This is a genomic window from Reichenbachiella sp. (assembly GCF_039944555.1).
Taxonomy (GTDB): domain Bacteria; phylum Bacteroidota; class Bacteroidia; order Cytophagales; family Cyclobacteriaceae; genus Reichenbachiella.
Genome location: NZ_JBDUYN010000012.1, coordinates 470786 through 489089, shown reverse-complemented (window position 1 = coordinate 489089; position 18304 = coordinate 470786). Strand labels below are relative to the sequence as shown.

The 18304-nt window shown below is 39.9% G+C and carries 18 protein-coding genes; 11 read left to right on the top strand and 7 right to left on the bottom strand.

The genetic code is table 11. The features are described 5' to 3' along the window. Positions 1 to 101 precede the first annotated feature (101 nt). Together ABJD64_RS19700 and ABJD64_RS19695 are read left to right on the top strand one after the other, a co-directional pair. Positions 102 to 1199 carry a type III polyketide synthase gene (locus ABJD64_RS19700; RefSeq protein WP_348180535.1) on the top strand — a complete coding sequence of 366 codons (1098 nt, stop codon included), beginning with the start codon at positions 102 to 104 and terminating at the stop codon, positions 1197 to 1199. Between the two features lie 3 nt (positions 1200 to 1202). Continuing rightward, positions 1203 to 1910, top strand: coding sequence for a methyltransferase domain-containing protein (locus ABJD64_RS19695; RefSeq protein ID WP_348180536.1), 708 nt, complete (start codon positions 1203 to 1205; stop codon positions 1908 to 1910). Position 1911: 1 nt separating this feature from the next. Here ABJD64_RS19695 and ABJD64_RS19690 read toward each other — a convergent pair whose 3' ends face one another. The 7 genes from ABJD64_RS19690 to ABJD64_RS19660 all read right to left on the bottom strand — a co-directional run bounded on the left by ABJD64_RS19690 (position 1912) and on the right by ABJD64_RS19660 (position 9365). Beyond that, the gene (locus ABJD64_RS19690; protein WP_348180537.1) at positions 1912 to 2493 is read right to left on the bottom strand and encodes a nitroreductase; all 582 of its coding nucleotides are present in this window, start codon (positions 2491 to 2493) and stop codon (positions 1912 to 1914) included. Positions 2494 to 2497: 4 nt separating this feature from the next. Continuing rightward, complete coding sequence (locus tag ABJD64_RS19685; protein WP_348180538.1) at positions 2498 to 3805, bottom strand: peptidoglycan DD-metalloendopeptidase family protein; 1308 nt, start codon at positions 3803 to 3805, stop codon at positions 2498 to 2500. A 13-nt stretch (positions 3806 to 3818) separates the two neighbouring features. Next, complete coding sequence (locus ABJD64_RS19680) at positions 3819 to 5801, bottom strand: thioredoxin family protein (RefSeq protein ID WP_348180539.1); 1983 nt, start codon at positions 5799 to 5801, stop codon at positions 3819 to 3821. Between the two features lie 61 nt (positions 5802 to 5862). Next, positions 5863 to 7113, bottom strand: a complete 1251-nt coding sequence (gene metK, locus ABJD64_RS19675; RefSeq protein ID WP_348180540.1) for a methionine adenosyltransferase — start codon at positions 7111 to 7113, stop codon at positions 5863 to 5865. A gap of 75 nt (positions 7114 to 7188) precedes the next feature. Continuing rightward, on the bottom strand, positions 7189 to 7893 hold the full coding sequence (locus tag ABJD64_RS19670) for an SAM-dependent methyltransferase (protein ID WP_348180541.1): 705 nt from the start codon (positions 7891 to 7893) through the stop codon (positions 7189 to 7191). Next, positions 7890 to 8651: an alpha/beta fold hydrolase gene (locus tag ABJD64_RS19665; RefSeq protein ID WP_348180542.1), complete on the bottom strand. Its 762-nt coding sequence runs from the start codon at positions 8649 to 8651 to the stop codon at positions 7890 to 7892. Before ABJD64_RS19665 ends, ABJD64_RS19670 begins: the two co-directional genes overlap by 4 nt. Continuing rightward, on the bottom strand, positions 8652 to 9365 hold the full coding sequence (locus ABJD64_RS19660) for a pyridoxine 5'-phosphate synthase (protein ID WP_348180954.1): 714 nt from the start codon (positions 9363 to 9365) through the stop codon (positions 8652 to 8654). Positions 9366 to 9474: 109 nt separating this feature from the next. On the opposite strand from ABJD64_RS19660, the gene ABJD64_RS19655 reads away from it, so the two are divergent. The 9 genes from ABJD64_RS19655 (at position 9475) to ABJD64_RS19615 (ending at position 18256) form a co-directional block, all read left to right on the top strand. Next, positions 9475 to 9924 carry a GatB/YqeY domain-containing protein gene (locus ABJD64_RS19655; RefSeq protein WP_348180543.1) on the top strand — a complete coding sequence of 150 codons (450 nt, stop codon included), beginning with the start codon at positions 9475 to 9477 and terminating at the stop codon, positions 9922 to 9924. A 1-nt stretch (position 9925) separates the two neighbouring features. Then, the gene (locus ABJD64_RS19650) at positions 9926 to 10465 is read left to right on the top strand and encodes a CvpA family protein (protein ID WP_348180544.1); all 540 of its coding nucleotides are present in this window, start codon (positions 9926 to 9928) and stop codon (positions 10463 to 10465) included. A 53-nt stretch (positions 10466 to 10518) separates the two neighbouring features. Further along, positions 10519 to 11289, top strand: a complete 771-nt coding sequence (locus tag ABJD64_RS19645) for an alpha/beta hydrolase (RefSeq protein WP_348180545.1) — start codon at positions 10519 to 10521, stop codon at positions 11287 to 11289. After that, positions 11286 to 11951, top strand: a complete 666-nt coding sequence (locus ABJD64_RS19640) for a CBS domain-containing protein (protein ID WP_348180546.1) — start codon at positions 11286 to 11288, stop codon at positions 11949 to 11951. The genes ABJD64_RS19645 and ABJD64_RS19640 overlap by 4 nt, the downstream gene beginning before the upstream one ends. Positions 11952 to 11964: 13 nt before the next feature. Next, positions 11965 to 12843, top strand: coding sequence for an NAD kinase (locus ABJD64_RS19635; protein WP_348180547.1), 879 nt, complete (start codon positions 11965 to 11967; stop codon positions 12841 to 12843). An 83-nt stretch (positions 12844 to 12926) separates the two neighbouring features. Further along, positions 12927 to 14009, top strand: a complete 1083-nt coding sequence (locus ABJD64_RS19630) for a DUF6089 family protein (protein ID WP_348180548.1) — start codon at positions 12927 to 12929, stop codon at positions 14007 to 14009. Positions 14010 to 14019: 10 nt separating this feature from the next. Beyond that, positions 14020 to 14745: a DUF6089 family protein gene (locus ABJD64_RS19625; protein WP_348195914.1), complete on the top strand. Its 726-nt coding sequence runs from the start codon at positions 14020 to 14022 to the stop codon at positions 14743 to 14745. A gap of 57 nt (positions 14746 to 14802) precedes the next feature. Beyond that, positions 14803 to 15567, top strand: a complete 765-nt coding sequence (locus ABJD64_RS19620; RefSeq protein ID WP_348180549.1) for an isoprenyl transferase — start codon at positions 14803 to 14805, stop codon at positions 15565 to 15567. Positions 15568 to 15598: 31 nt separating this feature from the next. Continuing rightward, positions 15599 to 18256 (top strand): outer membrane protein assembly factor, encoded by a 2658-nt coding sequence (locus tag ABJD64_RS19615; protein ID WP_348180550.1) that lies wholly within the window; start codon positions 15599 to 15601, stop codon positions 18254 to 18256. Positions 18257 to 18304 lie beyond the last annotated feature (48 nt).

Sequence of the window (18304 nt, the reverse complement as noted above, 5' to 3'; positions counted from 1 at the left end):
AATTCAACAATTTACCAAAAAAGGAAGGAATACAATTCTGATTCAAACATTTTATTAAATCGTTCGAATCGATAAAAATTTCTTATTTTCAGGTTCAGAAAATGGGAGCCTTCATTACAGCTATAGGAACAGCCAATCCGGCAAATCGATATGCGCAAAAAGATCTTGCGCAGTTTATGTGTGAGCATTTGGCACTAAGTCAACCCGAGCAAAAAAAACTCCAGGTCCTTTACCGAGCTACTGGTATCAACCATAGATATTCGGTTTTAGATGATTATAAAAAGAAACCGGGCTCATTTACCTTCTATCCAAACCAACCGGAAAATGAGTTCTTTCCAAGTACGCAAAAACGAATGCTCACTTATCGTGAGAAAGCCCTGCCGTTAGCTATTTCTGCTGTTACCGAATGTCTCGGAGGCAAGCATCAATTGTCAGAATTTACACATTTGATAACAGTCAGCTGTACAGGCATGTATGCCCCCGGACTGGATGTAGACCTGGTGAAAGCACTCAATCTTTCAGCTGACATTCGTCGCAACAGCCTCAACTTCATGGGGTGTTATGCCGCAATGAATGCCATCGGGATAAGTAAAGAAATTTGCAATAATCAACCTGAGGCTAAAGTGCTCATCGTTAGTGTCGAGTTGTGCAGCCTGCACCTTCAAAAAGAATTTACCGAAGATAATCTGCTTGCACATTCTTTATTTGCAGACGGTGCTGCAGCAGTTGTCATCTCAGGAGAAGAAAATGCCAGTCATCCCTCTCTGGAAATTGTATCTTCAGCCAGTCAGCTCCTAATGAATGGAAAAAATGACATGGCCTGGCAGATAGGAGACTTTGGCTTCCAAATGGCACTAACAGCCTATGTGCCAAAAATAATAGAAGGCGGTATTCAACAACTTGCTACGAAGTTGTTTCATAAGACTAACTTGAAAATAGCCGACATAGATGCTTTCGCCATTCACCCGGGTGGCAAAAAAATCCTGGAAGCCATAGAAAACGAATTAGGAATATCCAAAGAGCAAAACTGTGCAGCCTATGAAACTCTCAAAAACTATGGAAATATGTCTTCACCGACTGTTCTATTCGTTTTGAAAAAAGTTTGGTCTGAACTCAAAACTCAACCAAACAAAAAAATCCTGTCTTTTGCTTTTGGACCCGGGCTCACACTTGAAAGCTTATTATTTAAAACCACCTAATCTATGCTCAGTTTTCTCAATCAGCGTTCGCTAAAAGAAGAAATTATGGACGATTTCTTCTGTCAGGGCGAAGTGGTGGATCAAACCTTACATGAAATTCATCAAATTAACACCTATCTGGGCGGTGACCAACTCTCACTCAACGGAGTCAAAAAATTAATCGCAAAGGGCCCACAAGAAAAATATAGTCTTGTAGATCTGGGTTGCGGAGGAGGAGATACACTCAAATTATTTGCCAGATGGGGGAAAAAACACAAGCACAATCTGCAGCTGACAGGAATAGATGCCAATGAGTACATAATAGATTACGCTAAAAAAAACTGCAGAAAATACTCCAATGTCAATCTCATTTCTGATAACATACTGAGTGACACTTTTAGAAATCAAAAGTATGATATAGCACATGCCAGCCTATTTCTTCACCACCTGCAGGAAGAAGAAATCATAGAATTGCTTAGACAGTTGATCGGTCAGGTTGATGTAGGTATTGTCATCAACGACTTGCACAGACACTGGGTGTCTTATTTATTTACCAAGCACTTAATCACCCGTTGGTCCAAATCAGAAATGGTTAAATACGATTCTGTACTATCTGTCGAGCGGTCTTTTGTAAGAGAGGAACTCGAACGGTATTTGAATTTAGCCGGGATTGTAAATTATGCACTTAGCTGGCGATGGGCCTATCGCTGGGAGCTGATCATTTGGAAATAGATTATTTCTTAATCCAACGCACTTTTTTATCAATGGCTTTGCGTTTGCCTTTTGGCCATTTGCCCTGCTTGGGCATACCTATATATAAGAATCCCATCAATAAATCTTTTTCGCCAAGATCGAAAAAAGAATTTGCCTTCTTATCATATGTTACCCCACCGGTACTCCAATAACAACCCACACCATGGGCAGTTGCCGTCAAATGCATATTTTGTACCGCTGCCGCAACAGCCGCTATTTCCTCCATTTTGGGTATGGACTTATTTCTCTTCATCCCAATGGAGATGATATGTGAGCACATCAGAGGTTTGGACTTCAACTTTTTTATTTTTTCCTTATCAGGATTTTTACCCGCTGACTTCAAATAGCGCTCAGCCTGATAGTTGGCAAACACTTCAATGCCTTCATCACAGAATATGGTAAATCTCCATGGCTCCGTCATCTTATGCGTAGGGGCCCAATTAGCATTTTCAAGCATTTCAGTAATCACCTCATCTGCCACTCGTTCTCCGGAATAATTCTTCGGAAATACTGATCTACGATTTTTGATTAGTTCAGATATTTGTGCTACGTCGTAAGTCATTGGTTCAAAATTGGGATGTAACGCTGGCGTAAACTACGCTATCAACTTCCGGTTGCAGATAAATCTGATCCAACCTCTGCTGCCAAACCAACCTTATAGAATCGAAGGTGGCCATATGTGTTTCCAATATTGGCTCCGAAGGAGGAAGCTCAACCTTAAGCGCATCAACTTGTACTCCATTTTTCCAAAATCTGTAGCACAGATGAGGCCCATTAGCCAGGCCTGTCGAGCCCACAAAACCGATGGTTTGTCCTCTTTTCACCTTTCCACCATATTTTATACCACGAGCTATTTTCGACATATGAAGGTATTGAGTGGCTATATTTCCATTATGCTGTATTTTCACAAAATTACCATTGAATCGATGATACTTCGCAGCGATTATTTTTCCGTCAGCCACAGCGCGAATGGGTGTACCGCGAGGAGCTGCATAGTCCGTACCCAAATGGGCCTTGTACCTTTTTTGTACCGGATGATATCTACGGCCTGTGTATCTGGAGCTAATTCTGGTAAAACTTAACGGTGCCTTCAAAAACTCCCTTCTTAGACTCTGTCCCTTTTCATTGAAGTAGTCCCCTCCACTGCCCTGATCAAATCGAAAGCCATAAAAGGAATCACCCACGTGCTGAAAATAGGCCGCTTTAATTTCACCTATTCCGACCAGCTCCTCATCTACATATTGCTCCTCATAAATAAGTTTGTAATTATCACCTTTCTGAATTCCAAAGAAGTCCACTTGCCAGGCAAATACATCAACCAATTTATTTACCAAATCTGCGTGGCCTCCCGATTCAAGCATATCCACGTACAGCGAGGTATTAATTTCACCCGCCATTTCAGTCTCCTTCAGCACGATTTCCTTACTTGCCTGGTACATGTTTACGGAATCCTGAAAATCTATTACAACATAATCAATCGCATTGGGTCTGTAAATAAAATGCGTAGCTTCCTTCAGGCTATCACCTTTGTAAAGCATAGAATAGGGCTTGCCTGAAACGAATTTTCTTACATCAAAAACAGTCTTGGACTGTTTGGCGACCTGATGGATCTTTTCGTAGGGAACGTTGAATGGTTTAAGGATATCAGCCAGGTTTTGATTCCTTTTAATTTTCCCCTCCTCAATCTGAAGTGAGTCTACTATTATTCCGAAGTATTTCTTTGGAATATAAGCCTGAACAGTGTCCTGCTCAGGAGGTAATTCTACCAGCTCAGCCTTGGATATTGGCTGATATAAAAAAGCGAAATAAATCGATGCGGGTATAATACCTGCAAACAACACTATTCCCCAACCCCACTTCTTCAAAAACTGCATGCTATTTTGTTTTTCACTTTCTGTTCAAAAATTCTGCCTTGGCTTCATCTAAAAACGCGACAAAATTAGCAATTTTTAAGTCATATGCCTTAATCGGAGGAATAAGCTCTCCTTCCATGTCTAGAATTACATAGTAGGGCTGTGCATTATTATTGAATTTGGTAATTTGAAAATCAGCGTTTTGCTTACCAATCGATTTTTTAATTTTTTGATCGTAACTCGATTTGTACCATGCCGATTCAGGCAACTCAGTTTTATCGTCCACATAAAGTGCCACTACGACAAAATCCTCTTTCAATCTTTTAAGTACCTGCGGATCCGACCAAACCCTCGCTTCCATTTCTCTACAGTTCACACAACCATGACCTGTAAAATCAATAAACAGGGGCTTATTCTGTTCTTTGGCGCAAGCCAATGCCTGATCATAATCGAAATATCCTTGTATCCCATGTGGCAGGTGAAGAAAATCCGCATACTTGGGTGCCTCACAGATCGAATTATCTTCTTGAACGTACTGACCCTTCGCTGTCAAATCAAAATCTAAGGTTGTCTGCGGTGGCAAGTAGCCTGACAAGGCCTTAAGCGGTGCACCAAACATTCCCGGGATCAAATAGACCACGAACGAAAAAGTAAGAATCGCTAACATCAGTCCTCCAACCGTCGTTTTCTCTGATTGACTGTCATGCGGTAGATTGATTTTACCCAAAAGATAAAAGCCCATCAAAGTAAAAATCACAATCCATACGGCTAAGTAGATTTCTCTATCCAAAAGGTTCCAGTGATAGGCCTGGTCAGCAATACTCAAAAATTTGAACGCAAAGGCAAGCTCCAAAAAGCCTAATACCACTTTCACGCTATTCAGCCACCCACCAGATTTTGGAAGATTATTCATCAAGCTTGGGAATAGCGCAAATACCGTAAATGGTAACGCAAAGGCCAAAGAAAAGGCAAACATGCCTAGTACCGGCTTGAGAATTAGTCCACCAGCAGACTCAACCAGAATGGTACCCACCAATGGGCCCGTGCAAGAAAAAGATACCAGCACCAAAGTAAAGGCCATAAAGAAGACACCAACCAATCCACCTTTATCGGCTTGCTTGTCGATGTTGTTTACAAACTTGCTTGGAAGTGTTATTTCGAATAGCCCTAAAAAGGAAAGAGCGAATATGACAAAGACAGCAAAGAAAATCACGTTAGGAATCCAATTCGTTGCCAATTCATTCGCAGTTTCAGGCCCCATAAACGGTGCCAGGAGAGAGCCAATCAATGTATAAATGATAATGATAGACAAACCGTACAAGACACCCAACCCTTTTGATTTTTTGCCGGTAAAAAAACTTACCGTCATGGGAATCATGGGAAACACGCATGGAGTGAATATGGCAGCTAAGCCTGCAATAAAGGCTGCAATCATAAATGCCAATAAACTGTACGGATCATTAACTCCTCTTTGTTTGAGGATGCCGCCCTCGACAACTTCTGTCTTTGAATCACTTGTTGAATCTGATGATTTCTCTACTTTCTGCCCTCCTGAAGAAAGTAACTTCCCGAAATCAAACTCATCATCGAATGGAATGCACTTGCCATCAACATCGGTGCATACCTGATAAGCATAACTACCTTTGATCTCAGGATTCTGGCTCAGAATCTTAATTTTCTGTATGAATTTTGCCGTATGTCTAAAATAGGTATATTCTCCCTCCCAGAGCTCATCGTACTTCTTCTTTGCCCCGATTGGAGCAAGTGAATCTATAAGTTCGTAACTGGAATCCGGAATGAATTCAAACTCTGTGACCATTGGTCCCAGGTCAGGGTCGAAATCTGTTGAATACAAATACCAATCCTCATCTATCTTAACATTAAAGATGAGGTCAACTGTTTCCCCAACCTGGGCGGAAGGATTGGACACTTCTATAGACCATGTAGCAGGCTTTAATATCTGTGTCCAACCTTGGGTACCTACGAGAACAAGTACAATTGCAATTAATTTCTTCATTTCTTTAATTGTGTTATCAAATCATGTAATCGCAATTAGTACCAGAAAGGTTCAAATTACCCTACAATCCGAAGGATTGTTTTACCTGATCCACGTAATCTAACTTTTCCCAGGTGAAAGTTTCTACCTCTTGAGTAGTGTTGCCAGCCGGACTTGTAAAAGAAACTGATTTTACCTCAGGAGTACGACCCATGTGGCCGTAGGCAGCCGTTTCCGAATAAATCGGATTCATTAGTTTCAATCTTTTGATCAATGCCGCTGGACGCATGTCAAAGATCTCTGAGATTTTACTAGCGATTTCTCCGTCTATCATATCCACTTTTGCAGTTCCATAAGTATTTACAAAAATACCCATTGGCTCTGCTACTCCTATGGCATAAGAAACCTGCACTAAGATTTCGTCTGCAACACCAGCTGCTACAAGGTTCTTTGCAATATGTCTGGTCGCGTAGGCCGCAGACCTGTCAACCTTTGAAGGGTCTTTGCCTGAAAATGCTCCTCCTCCATGTGCACCTTTTCCACCGTAGGTATCCACAATGATTTTTCTTCCTGTCAAACCTGTGTCACCGTGTGGTCCGCCTATCACAAATTTACCAGTTGGATTGATATGATATTTTATGTCTTCGTTGAATAATGCCTGAATTTCCGGTTTCAGTTGAGCTACAACTCTAGGAACTAAAATTTTTACGATGTCTTCTTTGATTTTAGCTAGCATAGCTGATTCCTCGTCAAAATCATCATGTTGAGTTGAAACGACAATCGCGTCAATTCTCACTGGCTTGTTATCGTCATTATATTCGATAGTTACCTGTGACTTCGCATCTGGTCTCAAGTATTTGATTGCCTCATCTTCTTTCCTCAGTTTCGCAAGTTCTATCAACAACATATGCGAAAGCTGAAGCGCCAAGGGCATATAGTTTTCAGTTTCGTTAGTCGCATAGCCAAACATCATTCCCTGGTCACCGGCACCTTGCTCTTCTTCATTGGCCCTTTCTACTCCCTGATTGATATCCGGAGATTGTTCATGAATCGCAGATATCACGCCACATGAGTTTCCATCAAACTGATATTCTCCTTTGGTATAGCCAATTCGGTTAATTACCTCCCGTGCCACATTTTGAACATCCACATAGGAGTTTGTTTTTACCTCACCGCTCAATACTGTTAAACCAGTAGTAACTAAAGTTTCACAGGCTACTTTTGATTGATTATCAAATGCTAGAAAATGATCTAACAGCGCGTCAGAAATTTGATCAGCTACTTTATCTGGGTGTCCTTCGGATACAGATTCCGAGGTGAATAAATATGGCATATTGTATGTGTTTTCTAATTTTAAGTCGGCAAATTTAGGATAAATGATTTGTTTCCAAAAATAAGACTCTTTTGGTCACGCATAAAGAGAAAAAATAGTTGGTGTTTTGTGCAGGTTTATTTTTTCTTTTCTCCAATCAGCTATCATTTTAGTGGAAATAAACTCTTCATCTCCTGTAATGCCTTTGGCCACAGAAAGTAAAGTGTTGGGATGGCAAGCTTTTAGCAGATGTTCATATAATTTTTGATTGCGATAAGGTGTGTCCATAAAAATTTGTGTCTGGCGCAAACGAATGGCAGATTCTTCCATGACCTTAATCTTTCGCTCTCGATCCATTTTATCAATCGGCACATAACCATGAAAAACAAAAGATTGACCATTAAATCCCGAACCCATCAAGGCAAGAAAAATTGAAGACGGCCCACTTAGTGGCACCACCCTTATGCCCTGGCCATGGGCGACTGAAGCAGCCACTGCACCTGGGTCCGCTATTCCCGGACATCCCGATTCGGACAGAATTCCAATATTTTTTCCTTTCGCCTTATCGAAATACTCTTTCACTAGCTCAGGTTTGGTTTTTCTGTCAAGGATGTCAAATTCTAAATCTTCGATGACCAATCCCAATCTCAACTTACTAATGTATCGCCGCGCTGTACGAACATTTTCTACTAAGAAATAGTCTAATGATTTGATTACATGTTTGACCTGATCACTAATGACAGTTTGTTCTGTATTATCAGCAATGACCATTGGTACCATGTACAATTTTGTTTCACTCATACCAGAAAGTTAGTTACTAACTCATAAAAGCGCTGAGGATTCTCGGCATGAAGCCAATGCCCTGCATTTTCAACAGTCACCAAATTAGCATTCGAAAATATTTCTTCAATATCTTCCCAGTCTTCATCTGGAATATAACCAGAACTTCCGCCTCGGATAAACAAAGTTTCCGTCTCGATGGGCAAGTGGTAAATCAACGGTTTTCCCACTTCATTTATTTTTTTTGTCAAAACGGGTAAATTCATTTTCCAATCAAAACCATCAAATGTTCTCTTTAGGTTTTTCAAGAGAAAAACTCTTGTGCTCGCAAATTCAACATATTTCGACAATATTTCATCTGCATCCTGTCTCGAGTCAATTTTATCTATTGGTATTTCTTGTAATCCCCTTAGAATCTGATCGTGGTGAACTGGGTATGCTTTCGGACCGATGTCAGCAACGATTAATTTATCAATCTGCTGAGGATAAAATGCTGCATACTGCATTACCGTTTTTCCACCCATAGAGTGTCCTAACAAGATCGGGTCTTCTAATTTTAAATGATCTATTAACTGTTCCAAGTCGGCCACCATTACTTCGTAGCCGAACTCATTCGAGTGAAAAGATTTACCGTGATTTCGCTGATCTATTAATATAACGTCAAAGTTTTCTGAGAACTTTTTGGCAAGCGTTAGCCAATTGTCCAACGAACCGAGAAAGCCATGAAGAATGATTAAAGGTTGTCCCTCACCAAACCGTTTATAGTTCAGGGTTTCCATTTATTTCAATTGTCTTCTATACATCTGAATGGCATTTTCAAGGCCGAGATAAAGCGCATCACATACTAAAGCGTGACCGATTGACACTTCGTCCAAAAAAGGCAACTGGTCTTTTAGATATTTGAGATTATTAAGATCCAAATCGTGACCAGCATTGACTCCAAGACCTAAATCCTTGGCTAAAAGGCCCGTATTTGCATACGCCCTAACTGCCTCTTCCTTGCCCGTGAAATAGCCACTCGCAAATGCCTCAGTGTACAATTCTATCCGATCTGCTCCAACCTTCGCTGCTCCTTCTATTCTTTCTGGTAATGGGTCTATAAAAATAGAGACTCGAACTCCCGCGGCTTTGATTCTGTCGATTGTTTCCTTTAAAAATGCGTCGTGAGCAATTGTATCCCATCCTGCGTTAGAAGTTAATACCTCAGGTGAGTCCGGAACCAAAGTGGCTTGTGCTGGCTTCACTTCTTCTATAATTCTCAAATATCGCTCGTCGGGGTATCCTTCAATATTATATTCTGTGGTCACCACTTCCTTCAATTCATAAACATCCTGAGTAGTGATATGTCTTTCGTCTGGCCTGGGATGCACGGTGATCCCTTGGGCTCCAAATTTCTCACAATCTTTAGCCACCTGAATTAGGTCAGGATTGTTACCCCCTCGGGCGTTTCGGATGGTAGCGAATTTATTTACGTTTACGCTCAATTTTGTCATACGTCCTATTACGTGCCTTTTGTAACTTAGGCTATTCATTGGGTTAGAATTCTTTCTGATTAAATTTGCCGCAAAAATAATCAATTCACTGATTAAAGAAACGAAGAATATGAGCTTGAAAGACCAAATAAATGAGGACATCAAATCAGCCATGCTGGCCAAAGAAAAAGAAAAATTAACTGCCCTGAGAGCAATTAAATCCATGATTCTTCTAGCTGAGACTGAAAAAGGAGCTAGTGAGGATATTTCTGAAGATGCTGAAATGAAGCTTTTGATGAAGGCAGCCAAGCAACGAAAGGATTCCGTTGATTTATTTCGCGAACAAGGAAGAGATGATTTGGCTGATAAAGAACAAGGTGAATTGGAGGTAATTAGTCAATACTTACCGAAGCAGCTTTCTGAAGATGAACTGAAAGCCGAATTACAAAAAGTAATTGATCAGGTTGGGGCCTCCGGTCCGCAGGACATGGGAAAGGTGATGGGCATGGCTACAAAAGCCCTGGCAGGAAAAGCCGACGGTAAAACAATCTCTGCCATGGTCAAAACTTTGCTTACCTAAGGTGAATACCATTGATATCATCATTCTGATTTTCTTGTTAATTGGCGCCTATACCGGTTTCAAGAGAGGCATGCTAATGGAGGTAATTTCACTGCTTGCATTTTTTGTTGCCTTAATAGCTGGTATCAAGTTATTAGATTGGGGTATTTCGTTGTTATCGGATTACATTGAAGGTTATGATTCGTTACTTCCCATTATAGCCTTCAGCATTATATTTATTGGCATAATAATAGGCCTAAATTTGGTTGGCAAAGCCGTTAAGAAAATTTTGGACTTGACCCTATTAGGAAGTCTTGATGATGTAATTGGAAGTTTGATGGGTATTATAAAGTGGGCACTCTTTATTAGTATTTTTCTTTGGATATTTGAGTCGTTTGGAGGAAGTATTAGCCAAGATACTGTCAGTGATAGTATCTTGTATGAGCCAATTGCATCCTTTGCTCCAAAATTATTCGATGTCTTTTCCGGATTGTTCCCTTATTTTATGGACTTTTTCGAACAATCTAAAGAATTAGTAAATCAACAAGAACTTAAGGTTTGATTCGTTAGAATTTAATATATTATACCTAATATTAGTGAAACTATAATTACAGTATGTTGCAAGTACCCAATATCATAGAAGAAGGAGAATTCAAGTACATAGAAGAGGGCGAAGGAAAAGTCATGCTCTTGCTTCATGGCCTATTTGGTGCTTTGAGTAATTGGGAAGCCGTGGTGGACAAATTTTCGAATCAATTCAAAGTAGTAATTCCAATGCTACCTATTTATGATCTTCCAGTTCGAGAGACCGGATTGACAAAATTGACAGAGTTTTGCGAATCTTTTATTGACCACAAGGGTTATAATAATTTTGATATTATGGGTAATTCTCTTGGAGGTCATGTAGCTCTTATGTACGTTTTGAAACATCCGGAAAAAGTAGACAGAATGATATTAACAGGAAGTTCTGGCCTTTTTGAAAATTCAATGGGGGGATCCTATCCAAAACGGGGTAACTACTCGTACATAGAAGAGAAAGTACGGTACACTTTTTACGACCCAAATACAGCCACTAAGGAATATATAGATGAAATTTTTGAAACCACCAATGACATTCCAAAGTGCCTGAGAATAATAGCTATGGCAAAGTCGGCGCAGCGAAATAATCTTTCTGAGGAATTATCCAAAATTAAAAACGAGACCCTATTAATATGGGGGCTCAATGATACAATAACGCCGCCTAGGGTAGGCCATGACTTCAACCGGCTCATAAAAAATTCAACTTTGCGCTTCATTGATGAGTGCTGCCATGCACCTATGATGGAGCAGCCTGATAAGTTTAACGAAATTCTAGACGAATTTTTAAATCAAACAGTCGCAGTATGAGAGCAAAGGATTTAATCAATTATACGATACCACCTTTAAAACCTGACGATAGTATTGAAAAAGCACAGTCATGGATGGCTGAATTTCATGTGCATGAACTTCCAATCGTCCAAAAAGGTAAATTCTTAGGCTTTTTTAATGAGAATTTGCTTTTCGACCACTTTACTGGTGCACAAAAAATTGAGGACTACCAATTTATGGGCACAGGACTATATGTAGATCAAAACGAGCACTACTATGAGCTACTCAAAAAAGCTTATGAAGCAGGTTCAAATCTTGTAGCCGTTCTGGACGAAAATGAAAGTTATCTTGGGGCGGTTACAATTCAAGACGTCGTTGAAGCATTTTCTAAAATGTCCTCAATAAACAGCCCCGGTACTATTATTGTCCTTTCCATGCCTCAGACCGACTATTCTATGACAGAACTTAGCAGAATCATAGAATCTGAAGGTGGGAAGATATTAAGTAGCTTTATTGAAAATCACGAACAACAGCCTGGGAAAATTCGGGTTACAATCAAATTGAATCTTGAAAACGGATCAGCAATTATATCCGCATTAGAGCGATTTGGGTATACAATTAGTTCTATCTTTGGAAAGGGGGACGAGGAGCTAGTCGAAAAAGAAAGACTAGACACACTTCTCAGATATCTCAAAGTTTAAATCCAGGTAACACATGAGAATAGCGCTGCATGGAAGGAGGTTCTCGAAAGAGTCTTTCCCATATGTTCAAACCATTGCAAAAAAATTGCTCAATCTGGGCCATGAAATTTATATTACCGATGTATGTGCCAAAGAGAATCAATCAGAGACGAAAGATTTCTTAGCAGCTTATCCGCAGATAAGTATCCTCGAAAATCTAGACCCGATAGACTTCTTCTTTAGTCTTGGGGGAGATGGCACATTGCTAGAGACTGTGTCTTTAGTAGGCCCTTTGGAAATTCCTATTTTAGGGATTAACCTAGGGACGATGGGATTTTTAGCAACCACGGCCAAAAACGATATTGAAAGTGCATTAAACCTTTTTTTTGATAGCCAATATGAACTGGAAGAACGCTCATTACTTCATCTTAAAAGTAATACCCAGTTATTCAAAGATCAGAACTTTGCACTTAATGAAGTAGCAATACTCAAACGAGATACTTCATCAATGATTATTGTTAGATGCTACATCGACGGAGAATTCGTTAACACTTATTGGGCTGACGGCCTTATGGTATCTACTCCTACAGGCTCAACGGGATACTCACTTAGCTGCGGTGGACCTCTTGTGCTTTCACAGTCAGCCAGTTTTATTATTACACCAGTTAGCCCTCATAACCTTAATGTACGCCCTCTTGTGGTGTCGGACAACAGTGAAATATCTTTTGAAATTGAGGGCAAGGGTCGATCATTTTTAATCTCTCTTGATTCCCGTTCACACACTGTAAATAGCACCGTCAAAATATCTTTGACAAAGGCAAGTTTTTCGGCAAAACTTGTAAAGATTTCCGGTTCTAGTTTTTTCGATACACTTAGGAATAAGCTAAATTGGGGTCAAGACGTTAGGAATTAGAAGTTAAAAGCAATAATTTTAGCGTTCAAATAAATTGCGCCTAAGTATATTATAAAAGATTTTTGGTCGTTTGATTATTGGAAATGCGTAAATATTTACTGACTTCATTTATTCTGGTGCTGTTCTTTGCATGTGTAACTGACTCCTATGGCCAGAAGAGACGCTATGGGTACAATAAGAACCGTAATAAAAAGTATTCAAATTATAGTGGTGGAAGAACGAGCTACAAAGGTGTAGGAAATACGAAATATTGGACTGCAGGTTTTAGCCTCAATGCCATGAACTATTTTGGTGACCTTGCTCCGACGCCTAAAAAACTAAGTACAGATTTGAGTTTCACTCGTGCCGGTTTTGGCATCACTGGCTCACGGATGATTTATCCGGGCATATTCCTTCGGTTAGGTTATAACTTTGGTTCAATAAAGGGTGATGACTTTAGCGCAGCGGATGCTTCTTCTGATGACGCAAGTACTAGAGGCAGATACCTTCGTAATCTGCATTTTAAAAATAATATCCATGAGCTCTCTTTGGGTTTCGAAGCCGATCTTATACCTAATAATGGAGGTGCGCGAGGAAGATTCCCTATCAACCCGTACATGTTTGTTGGAGTTGCGGTTTTTAGTCATGCACCCAAGGCTAAAGCACCAGCCACAGACCAAGCTGGTAATGCACTTGAGCAAGCTGGGGAATGGGTTGACCTAAGATCTTTAGGAACAGAAGGTCAGCAATTGGATACCTTGGGACTCAAACCTTATTCAAAATTCAACCTTGCCATACCAATAGGAGCTGGAGTAAAAGTTCGACTTCCTGGCAATTTTGATTTAAATTTTGAGGTTGGCTTAAGAAAATTATTTACCGATTACATTGATGATGTAAGCAACGCTTACGTTGATTTTGATTTATTCACTGACCCTCTAGCACGCGCCATGTCCGAAAGGGGGGCCGAGGCTACGAGTGCTTCAACAGGTCAAGATAGAGGGCTAAATCTGACCAATGGTGGAGGTGATATTGCAATTACTGGACCATATACACACGGGTCTGGCTATGGTCCTGGGGTGGAAAACTCAAGAGGCGGGTCATCCGACAAGGATATGTATTTGGTCACCCAACTTAGGATTGTATATATATTTGATCAAAAAGGTGTGACCCGAGGCAAATTCAGATAAATCTTTCTATTTGAACAACTCACCACTACATATTGTATATAAAAAATTGCCGATTCTATCGGCTTTTCTTTTAATACAAACTTTGTGTTTAGGGCAAAAAACTGAATACGGAGTTGCAATTGGAGGTGTAAGCTATGCAGGCGATTTATACAGAGGTTATGAATTGTTTAATCAAAGCCTAGGTGTTCAAGGTCTCTATAGAATAAACTTTGAAAAAGATGTGAGTTTTAAATTGGCCTTACTCTATGGTAAAGTATCAGGAGACGATAGCAAACCATTCGATGCTCTTGGAGTAATTCGAAATGCTTCCTTTAGTAGATCTTTTGTGGAAGCCTCGGCCACTTTTGAATATCACTTTTTAGATTACAAAAACCAAAACTCCACAATCAAGTGGACCCCTTATTTCTTTGCAGGGTTTGGATTAACTAAATTTCTTAATCTTGATGAGCAAAATGACAATTTTAGTAGCATCCAGCCAGTGCTTCCTTTTGGCGGTGGCATTAAGCATTTAGTTGGCAAACAGTTCAGTGTCGCTGTCGAGTTTGGAGCTCGAAAGACTTTTTTTGACAAACTTGATGGGATATCAGATGGAGATGTATTCGACAAAACCAACACTCAGTTTGGTAATCCCAACGACAAAGATTGGTATCATTTTTTTGGGATTTCACTCTCCTACTTGATATATAAAATACCCTGCCAGTATAAGTATGTTCCTAACAATTCCCTGTACAAATAATTAAATCCAGCATAAATTCCTTTTGACTAAAAAAAAGCACAAATTTGCGGTTTGGTTTTGGCTAAAAGCCAGCAAGAGGGCATGAAAGAGAAGATTGATCCAGCAAAAATTCCAGCACATATAGCCGTAATAATGGACGGCAACGGGCGATGGGCAAAGAAACGAGGGGCAGCTAGGCTGTTCGGTCATAAGAACGCCATTAAGGCTGTCCGCGATGTAACGGAAGGTTGCGCTGAACTTGGGGTTAAGAATCTTACATTGTATGCTTTTTCAACAGAAAATTGGAATAGACCGAAGCTGGAAGTAGAAGGACTTATGTCACTTTTAGTTTCCACAATTAAAAAAGAAATTCCAACGTTGGTGAAAAACAATATTCGCTTGCAACCAATAGGTGATATTGAGCATTTACCAATTGACGCGCAAAAAAACCTTCAGCTGGGTGTGAAGCAAACAGAACAAAATACAGGTATGATTCTGTCTCTTGCTCTCAATTATGGAGGTAAGTGGGAAATCAGCCATGCGGTTAAAAAGCTGATTAATGAAATAGAGGAAACTAAGGTTGAAGTTGATACAATAAGTATTGACTTCATAAACAAGTACATAGATGAGCACACCACACCCGAGGTAGAGTTAATGATCCGAACAAGTGGTGAGCATCGAATTAGTAATTTTTTATTGTGGCAAGCCGCATATGCGGAGCTGCATTTTACAGAAACGCTTTGGCCAGATTTCAGAAAAGAACATTTATACCATGCCATTTTAGACTTTCAAAACAGAGAAAGGCGACTTGGCATGACCAGTGAACAACTGATTCAAAAATAGACTAAGGCAATAGATACTACATCAGGAAAAAATGATGAAATCCAAAATACTTTTACTTTTTCTTTGCATCTCAACCGCTGCTGTTGGCCAGATTAGATTTGGGAATCAGAGCAAAACGTCTTCAAACAACGTTAATATCAGCTACTCCAATCCTCAAGAATTCACTATTGCGGACATAGAAGTCGAAGGAGCCGAATTTCTTGACAAAATTGCATTAATCTCCATTTCGGGATTAAAAGTGGGGGATAAAATTAAGATTCCTGGAGATGATATTACCGCAGCGATAAAAAAGCTCTGGAAGCAGGGACTCATAGGTGATATTCAAATTTATGCATCAAAAGTAGTAGGAGAAGACGTTTATCTTACCATTTCTCTTGCAGAAAGGCCTCGGTTAAGTCGATTTGAATTCACAGGAATCACTAAGAGCCAGGAATCAGATATAAGAGAGAAGATCAACCTCATCAGAGGAAGAGTAATGACCGATGCAATAAGAAAAAATGCAGAACTCACAATAAAAAAATACTTCTACGAAAAAGGTTATCTAAATACTGAAGTTGATATTAAATACAAGAAGGACACCACGATTCACAATAGCGTTCTCTTAGACGTACAGATTGACAAAAATCGAAAGGTGAAAATCAGAGATGTGAATTTTGTTGGTAACGAGCACTATTCTGTTACCAAATTAAAAAGCAAAATGAAAAACTCAGGCGAAAGACCACGGTTTAAACTCCTTGGTGCCGCGGTTGCAACAGCTTCTAGCGTCTTCGGACCAAAAGACGATCGAGTTCAACTTCTAGATGACAGTATTCGTCATAATGTGTCTAAATCTCTAATCGAAATCATTAATGAGAATGTAAAACTAAATGTTTTCAAATCTTCCAAATTCGTTAAGGAAAAGTACATTGAAGACAAAGAGACCCTTCTCCAATTTTATAATTCCAAGGGATATCGAGATGCTGAAATACTAAAGGATACAATCGTGTTTGCCGATCACAAATCGGTTGATATTAATATCAAGGTAAATCCAGGTAGACAATATTACTTCAGAAACATCAACTGGGTAGGTAATTTCATCCACTCTGACGAAACTCTGGATCAGATACTAGCCATTGAAAAGGGGGATATTTATAACCTTGAATTGGTTGATAAAAAATTGAACTTCAACCCCAATGGCCCAGACATAAGCTCTCTATATATGGATAATGGCTATTTATTCTTTAGCGTCACACCCGTAGAAGTGAAAATAGATGGTGACTCGGTAGATTTAGAGATGAGAATCTATGAAGGTGCTCAGGCAACCATCAGAAAAGTATATGTTACCGGGAATGATAGGACTAATGATCATGTAATTATGCGTGAGCTCCGCACTTTACCGGGCCAAAAATTTAGCAGAGCTGAACTCATTAGAACGCAAAGAGAACTTTCACAATTAGGATATTTTGACCCTGAGCAAGTCAATCCGAAACCATTACCCAATCCAATCGACGAAACAGTAGACATTGAGTGGGAACTGGTGGAGAGGCCAAGCGATCAAATTGAGCTCTCTGGGGGATGGGGAGGAACCTTTGGTTTCGTCGGCACCTTGGGTCTTACATTCAATAACTTCTCATTAAGAAATATTCCTCATTTTGATAAATGGCGACCCCTGCCTGTTGGAGATGGACAAAAACTTTCATTGAGGCTCCAGGCCAATGGAAAAAGATACCAGAGCTATTCTGTTAGCTTCTCTGAGCCTTGGCTTGGAGGCAAAAAGCCCAACTCTTTCGGAGTGAGTTTCAACTACTCAATCCAACGATTGATCAACTTCGCAACAGATGTAACAACAGGATCTTTACAGGTTCTCGGTGCAACGGTTAGTTTAGGAAGAAGGGTGAAGTGGCCTGATGATTATTTTACACTAAGTAATTCTATTTCCTATTTGAGGTATAATCTTTTCAACTATGGAAACACTTTAGGTTTCAGCACCGGAACAGCCAATAACTTTACATTTAATACAACTTTGGCCAGAAATAGTGTTGACAATCCAATGTATCCAAGATCCGGATCTTCAGTTTCTCTAAGTCTTGCCCTCACACCACCTTGGTCTTTGTGGAATGACGTTGATTATGAAACGGCTGAGAATAGTGAAAAATACGAATTTGTAGAGTACCACAAATGGATGTTTGATGCCAAGTACTACATGCAGTTGGCAGGAGATTTAGTCCTTGCTGCCCGAGCACATATGGGATTTATGGGATCCTATCAAGATAATGTAGGAGTTGGTCCTTTCGAAAGATTTCAACTAGGCGGTGATGGGTTAACAGGGACAAACTTTTTGCTTGGTAATGATGTAATCGGGCTGAGAGGATACGATAACAACTCAATTACACCATATGATCCTTTAACAAACATCACTGGAGGCAACATTTACAATAAGTTCGTGATGGAACTAAGATACCCTATATCCCTCAACCCATCTGCCACCATTTATTTACTTGGCTTCTCAGAAGCAGGCAACAACTGGAATGGCTTTGACAACTTCAACCCCAATAAATTGTATAAGTCGTCCGGATTTGGAGTAAGAATCTTCATGCCCGCATTTGGGTTGTTAGGTATAGATTGGGGTTATGGATATGACAAACTTCCTGGAGCGACATCGAACCCAGGTGGCCAAATTCATTTCTCTATTGGTCAACAATTGAGATAAAACAATAATATTGGACAAGATTATTCGAAATAATAAAGTGCATAGCCT

Excerpts from the sequence above, each read along its gene's own strand:
- ABJD64_RS19645 (WP_348180545.1), top strand. The coding sequence starts at position 10,519 with ATGTTGCAAGTACCCAATATCATAGAAGAAGGAGAATTCAAGTACATA.
- ABJD64_RS19615 (WP_348180550.1), top strand. The coding sequence starts at position 15,599 with ATGATGAAATCCAAAATACTTTTACTTTTTCTTTGCATCTCAACCGCT.
- ABJD64_RS19685 (WP_348180538.1), bottom strand. The coding sequence starts at position 3,805 with ATGCAGTTTTTGAAGAAGTGGGGTTGGGGAATAGTGTTGTTTGCAGGT.
- ABJD64_RS19630 (WP_348180548.1), top strand. The coding sequence starts at position 12,927 with ATGCGTAAATATTTACTGACTTCATTTATTCTGGTGCTGTTCTTTGCA.
- ABJD64_RS19695 (WP_348180536.1), top strand. The coding sequence starts at position 1,203 with ATGCTCAGTTTTCTCAATCAGCGTTCGCTAAAAGAAGAAATTATGGAC.
- ABJD64_RS19635 (WP_348180547.1), top strand. The coding sequence starts at position 11,965 with ATGAGAATAGCGCTGCATGGAAGGAGGTTCTCGAAAGAGTCTTTCCCA.
- metK (WP_348180540.1), bottom strand. The coding sequence starts at position 7,113 with ATGCCATATTTATTCACCTCGGAATCTGTATCCGAAGGACACCCAGAT.
- ABJD64_RS19660 (WP_348180954.1), bottom strand. The coding sequence starts at position 9,365 with ATGACAAAATTGAGCGTAAACGTAAATAAATTCGCTACCATCCGAAAC.
- ABJD64_RS19655 (WP_348180543.1), top strand. The coding sequence starts at position 9,475 with ATGAGCTTGAAAGACCAAATAAATGAGGACATCAAATCAGCCATGCTG.
- ABJD64_RS19690 (WP_348180537.1), bottom strand. The coding sequence starts at position 2,493 with ATGACTTACGACGTAGCACAAATATCTGAACTAATCAAAAATCGTAGA.
- ABJD64_RS19700 (WP_348180535.1), top strand. The coding sequence starts at position 102 with ATGGGAGCCTTCATTACAGCTATAGGAACAGCCAATCCGGCAAATCGA.
- ABJD64_RS19670 (WP_348180541.1), bottom strand. The coding sequence starts at position 7,893 with ATGAGTGAAACAAAATTGTACATGGTACCAATGGTCATTGCTGATAAT.
- ABJD64_RS19665 (WP_348180542.1), bottom strand. The coding sequence starts at position 8,651 with ATGGAAACCCTGAACTATAAACGGTTTGGTGAGGGACAACCTTTAATC.
- ABJD64_RS19680 (WP_348180539.1), bottom strand. The coding sequence starts at position 5,801 with ATGAAGAAATTAATTGCAATTGTACTTGTTCTCGTAGGTACCCAAGGT.
- ABJD64_RS19640 (WP_348180546.1), top strand. The coding sequence starts at position 11,286 with ATGAGAGCAAAGGATTTAATCAATTATACGATACCACCTTTAAAACCT.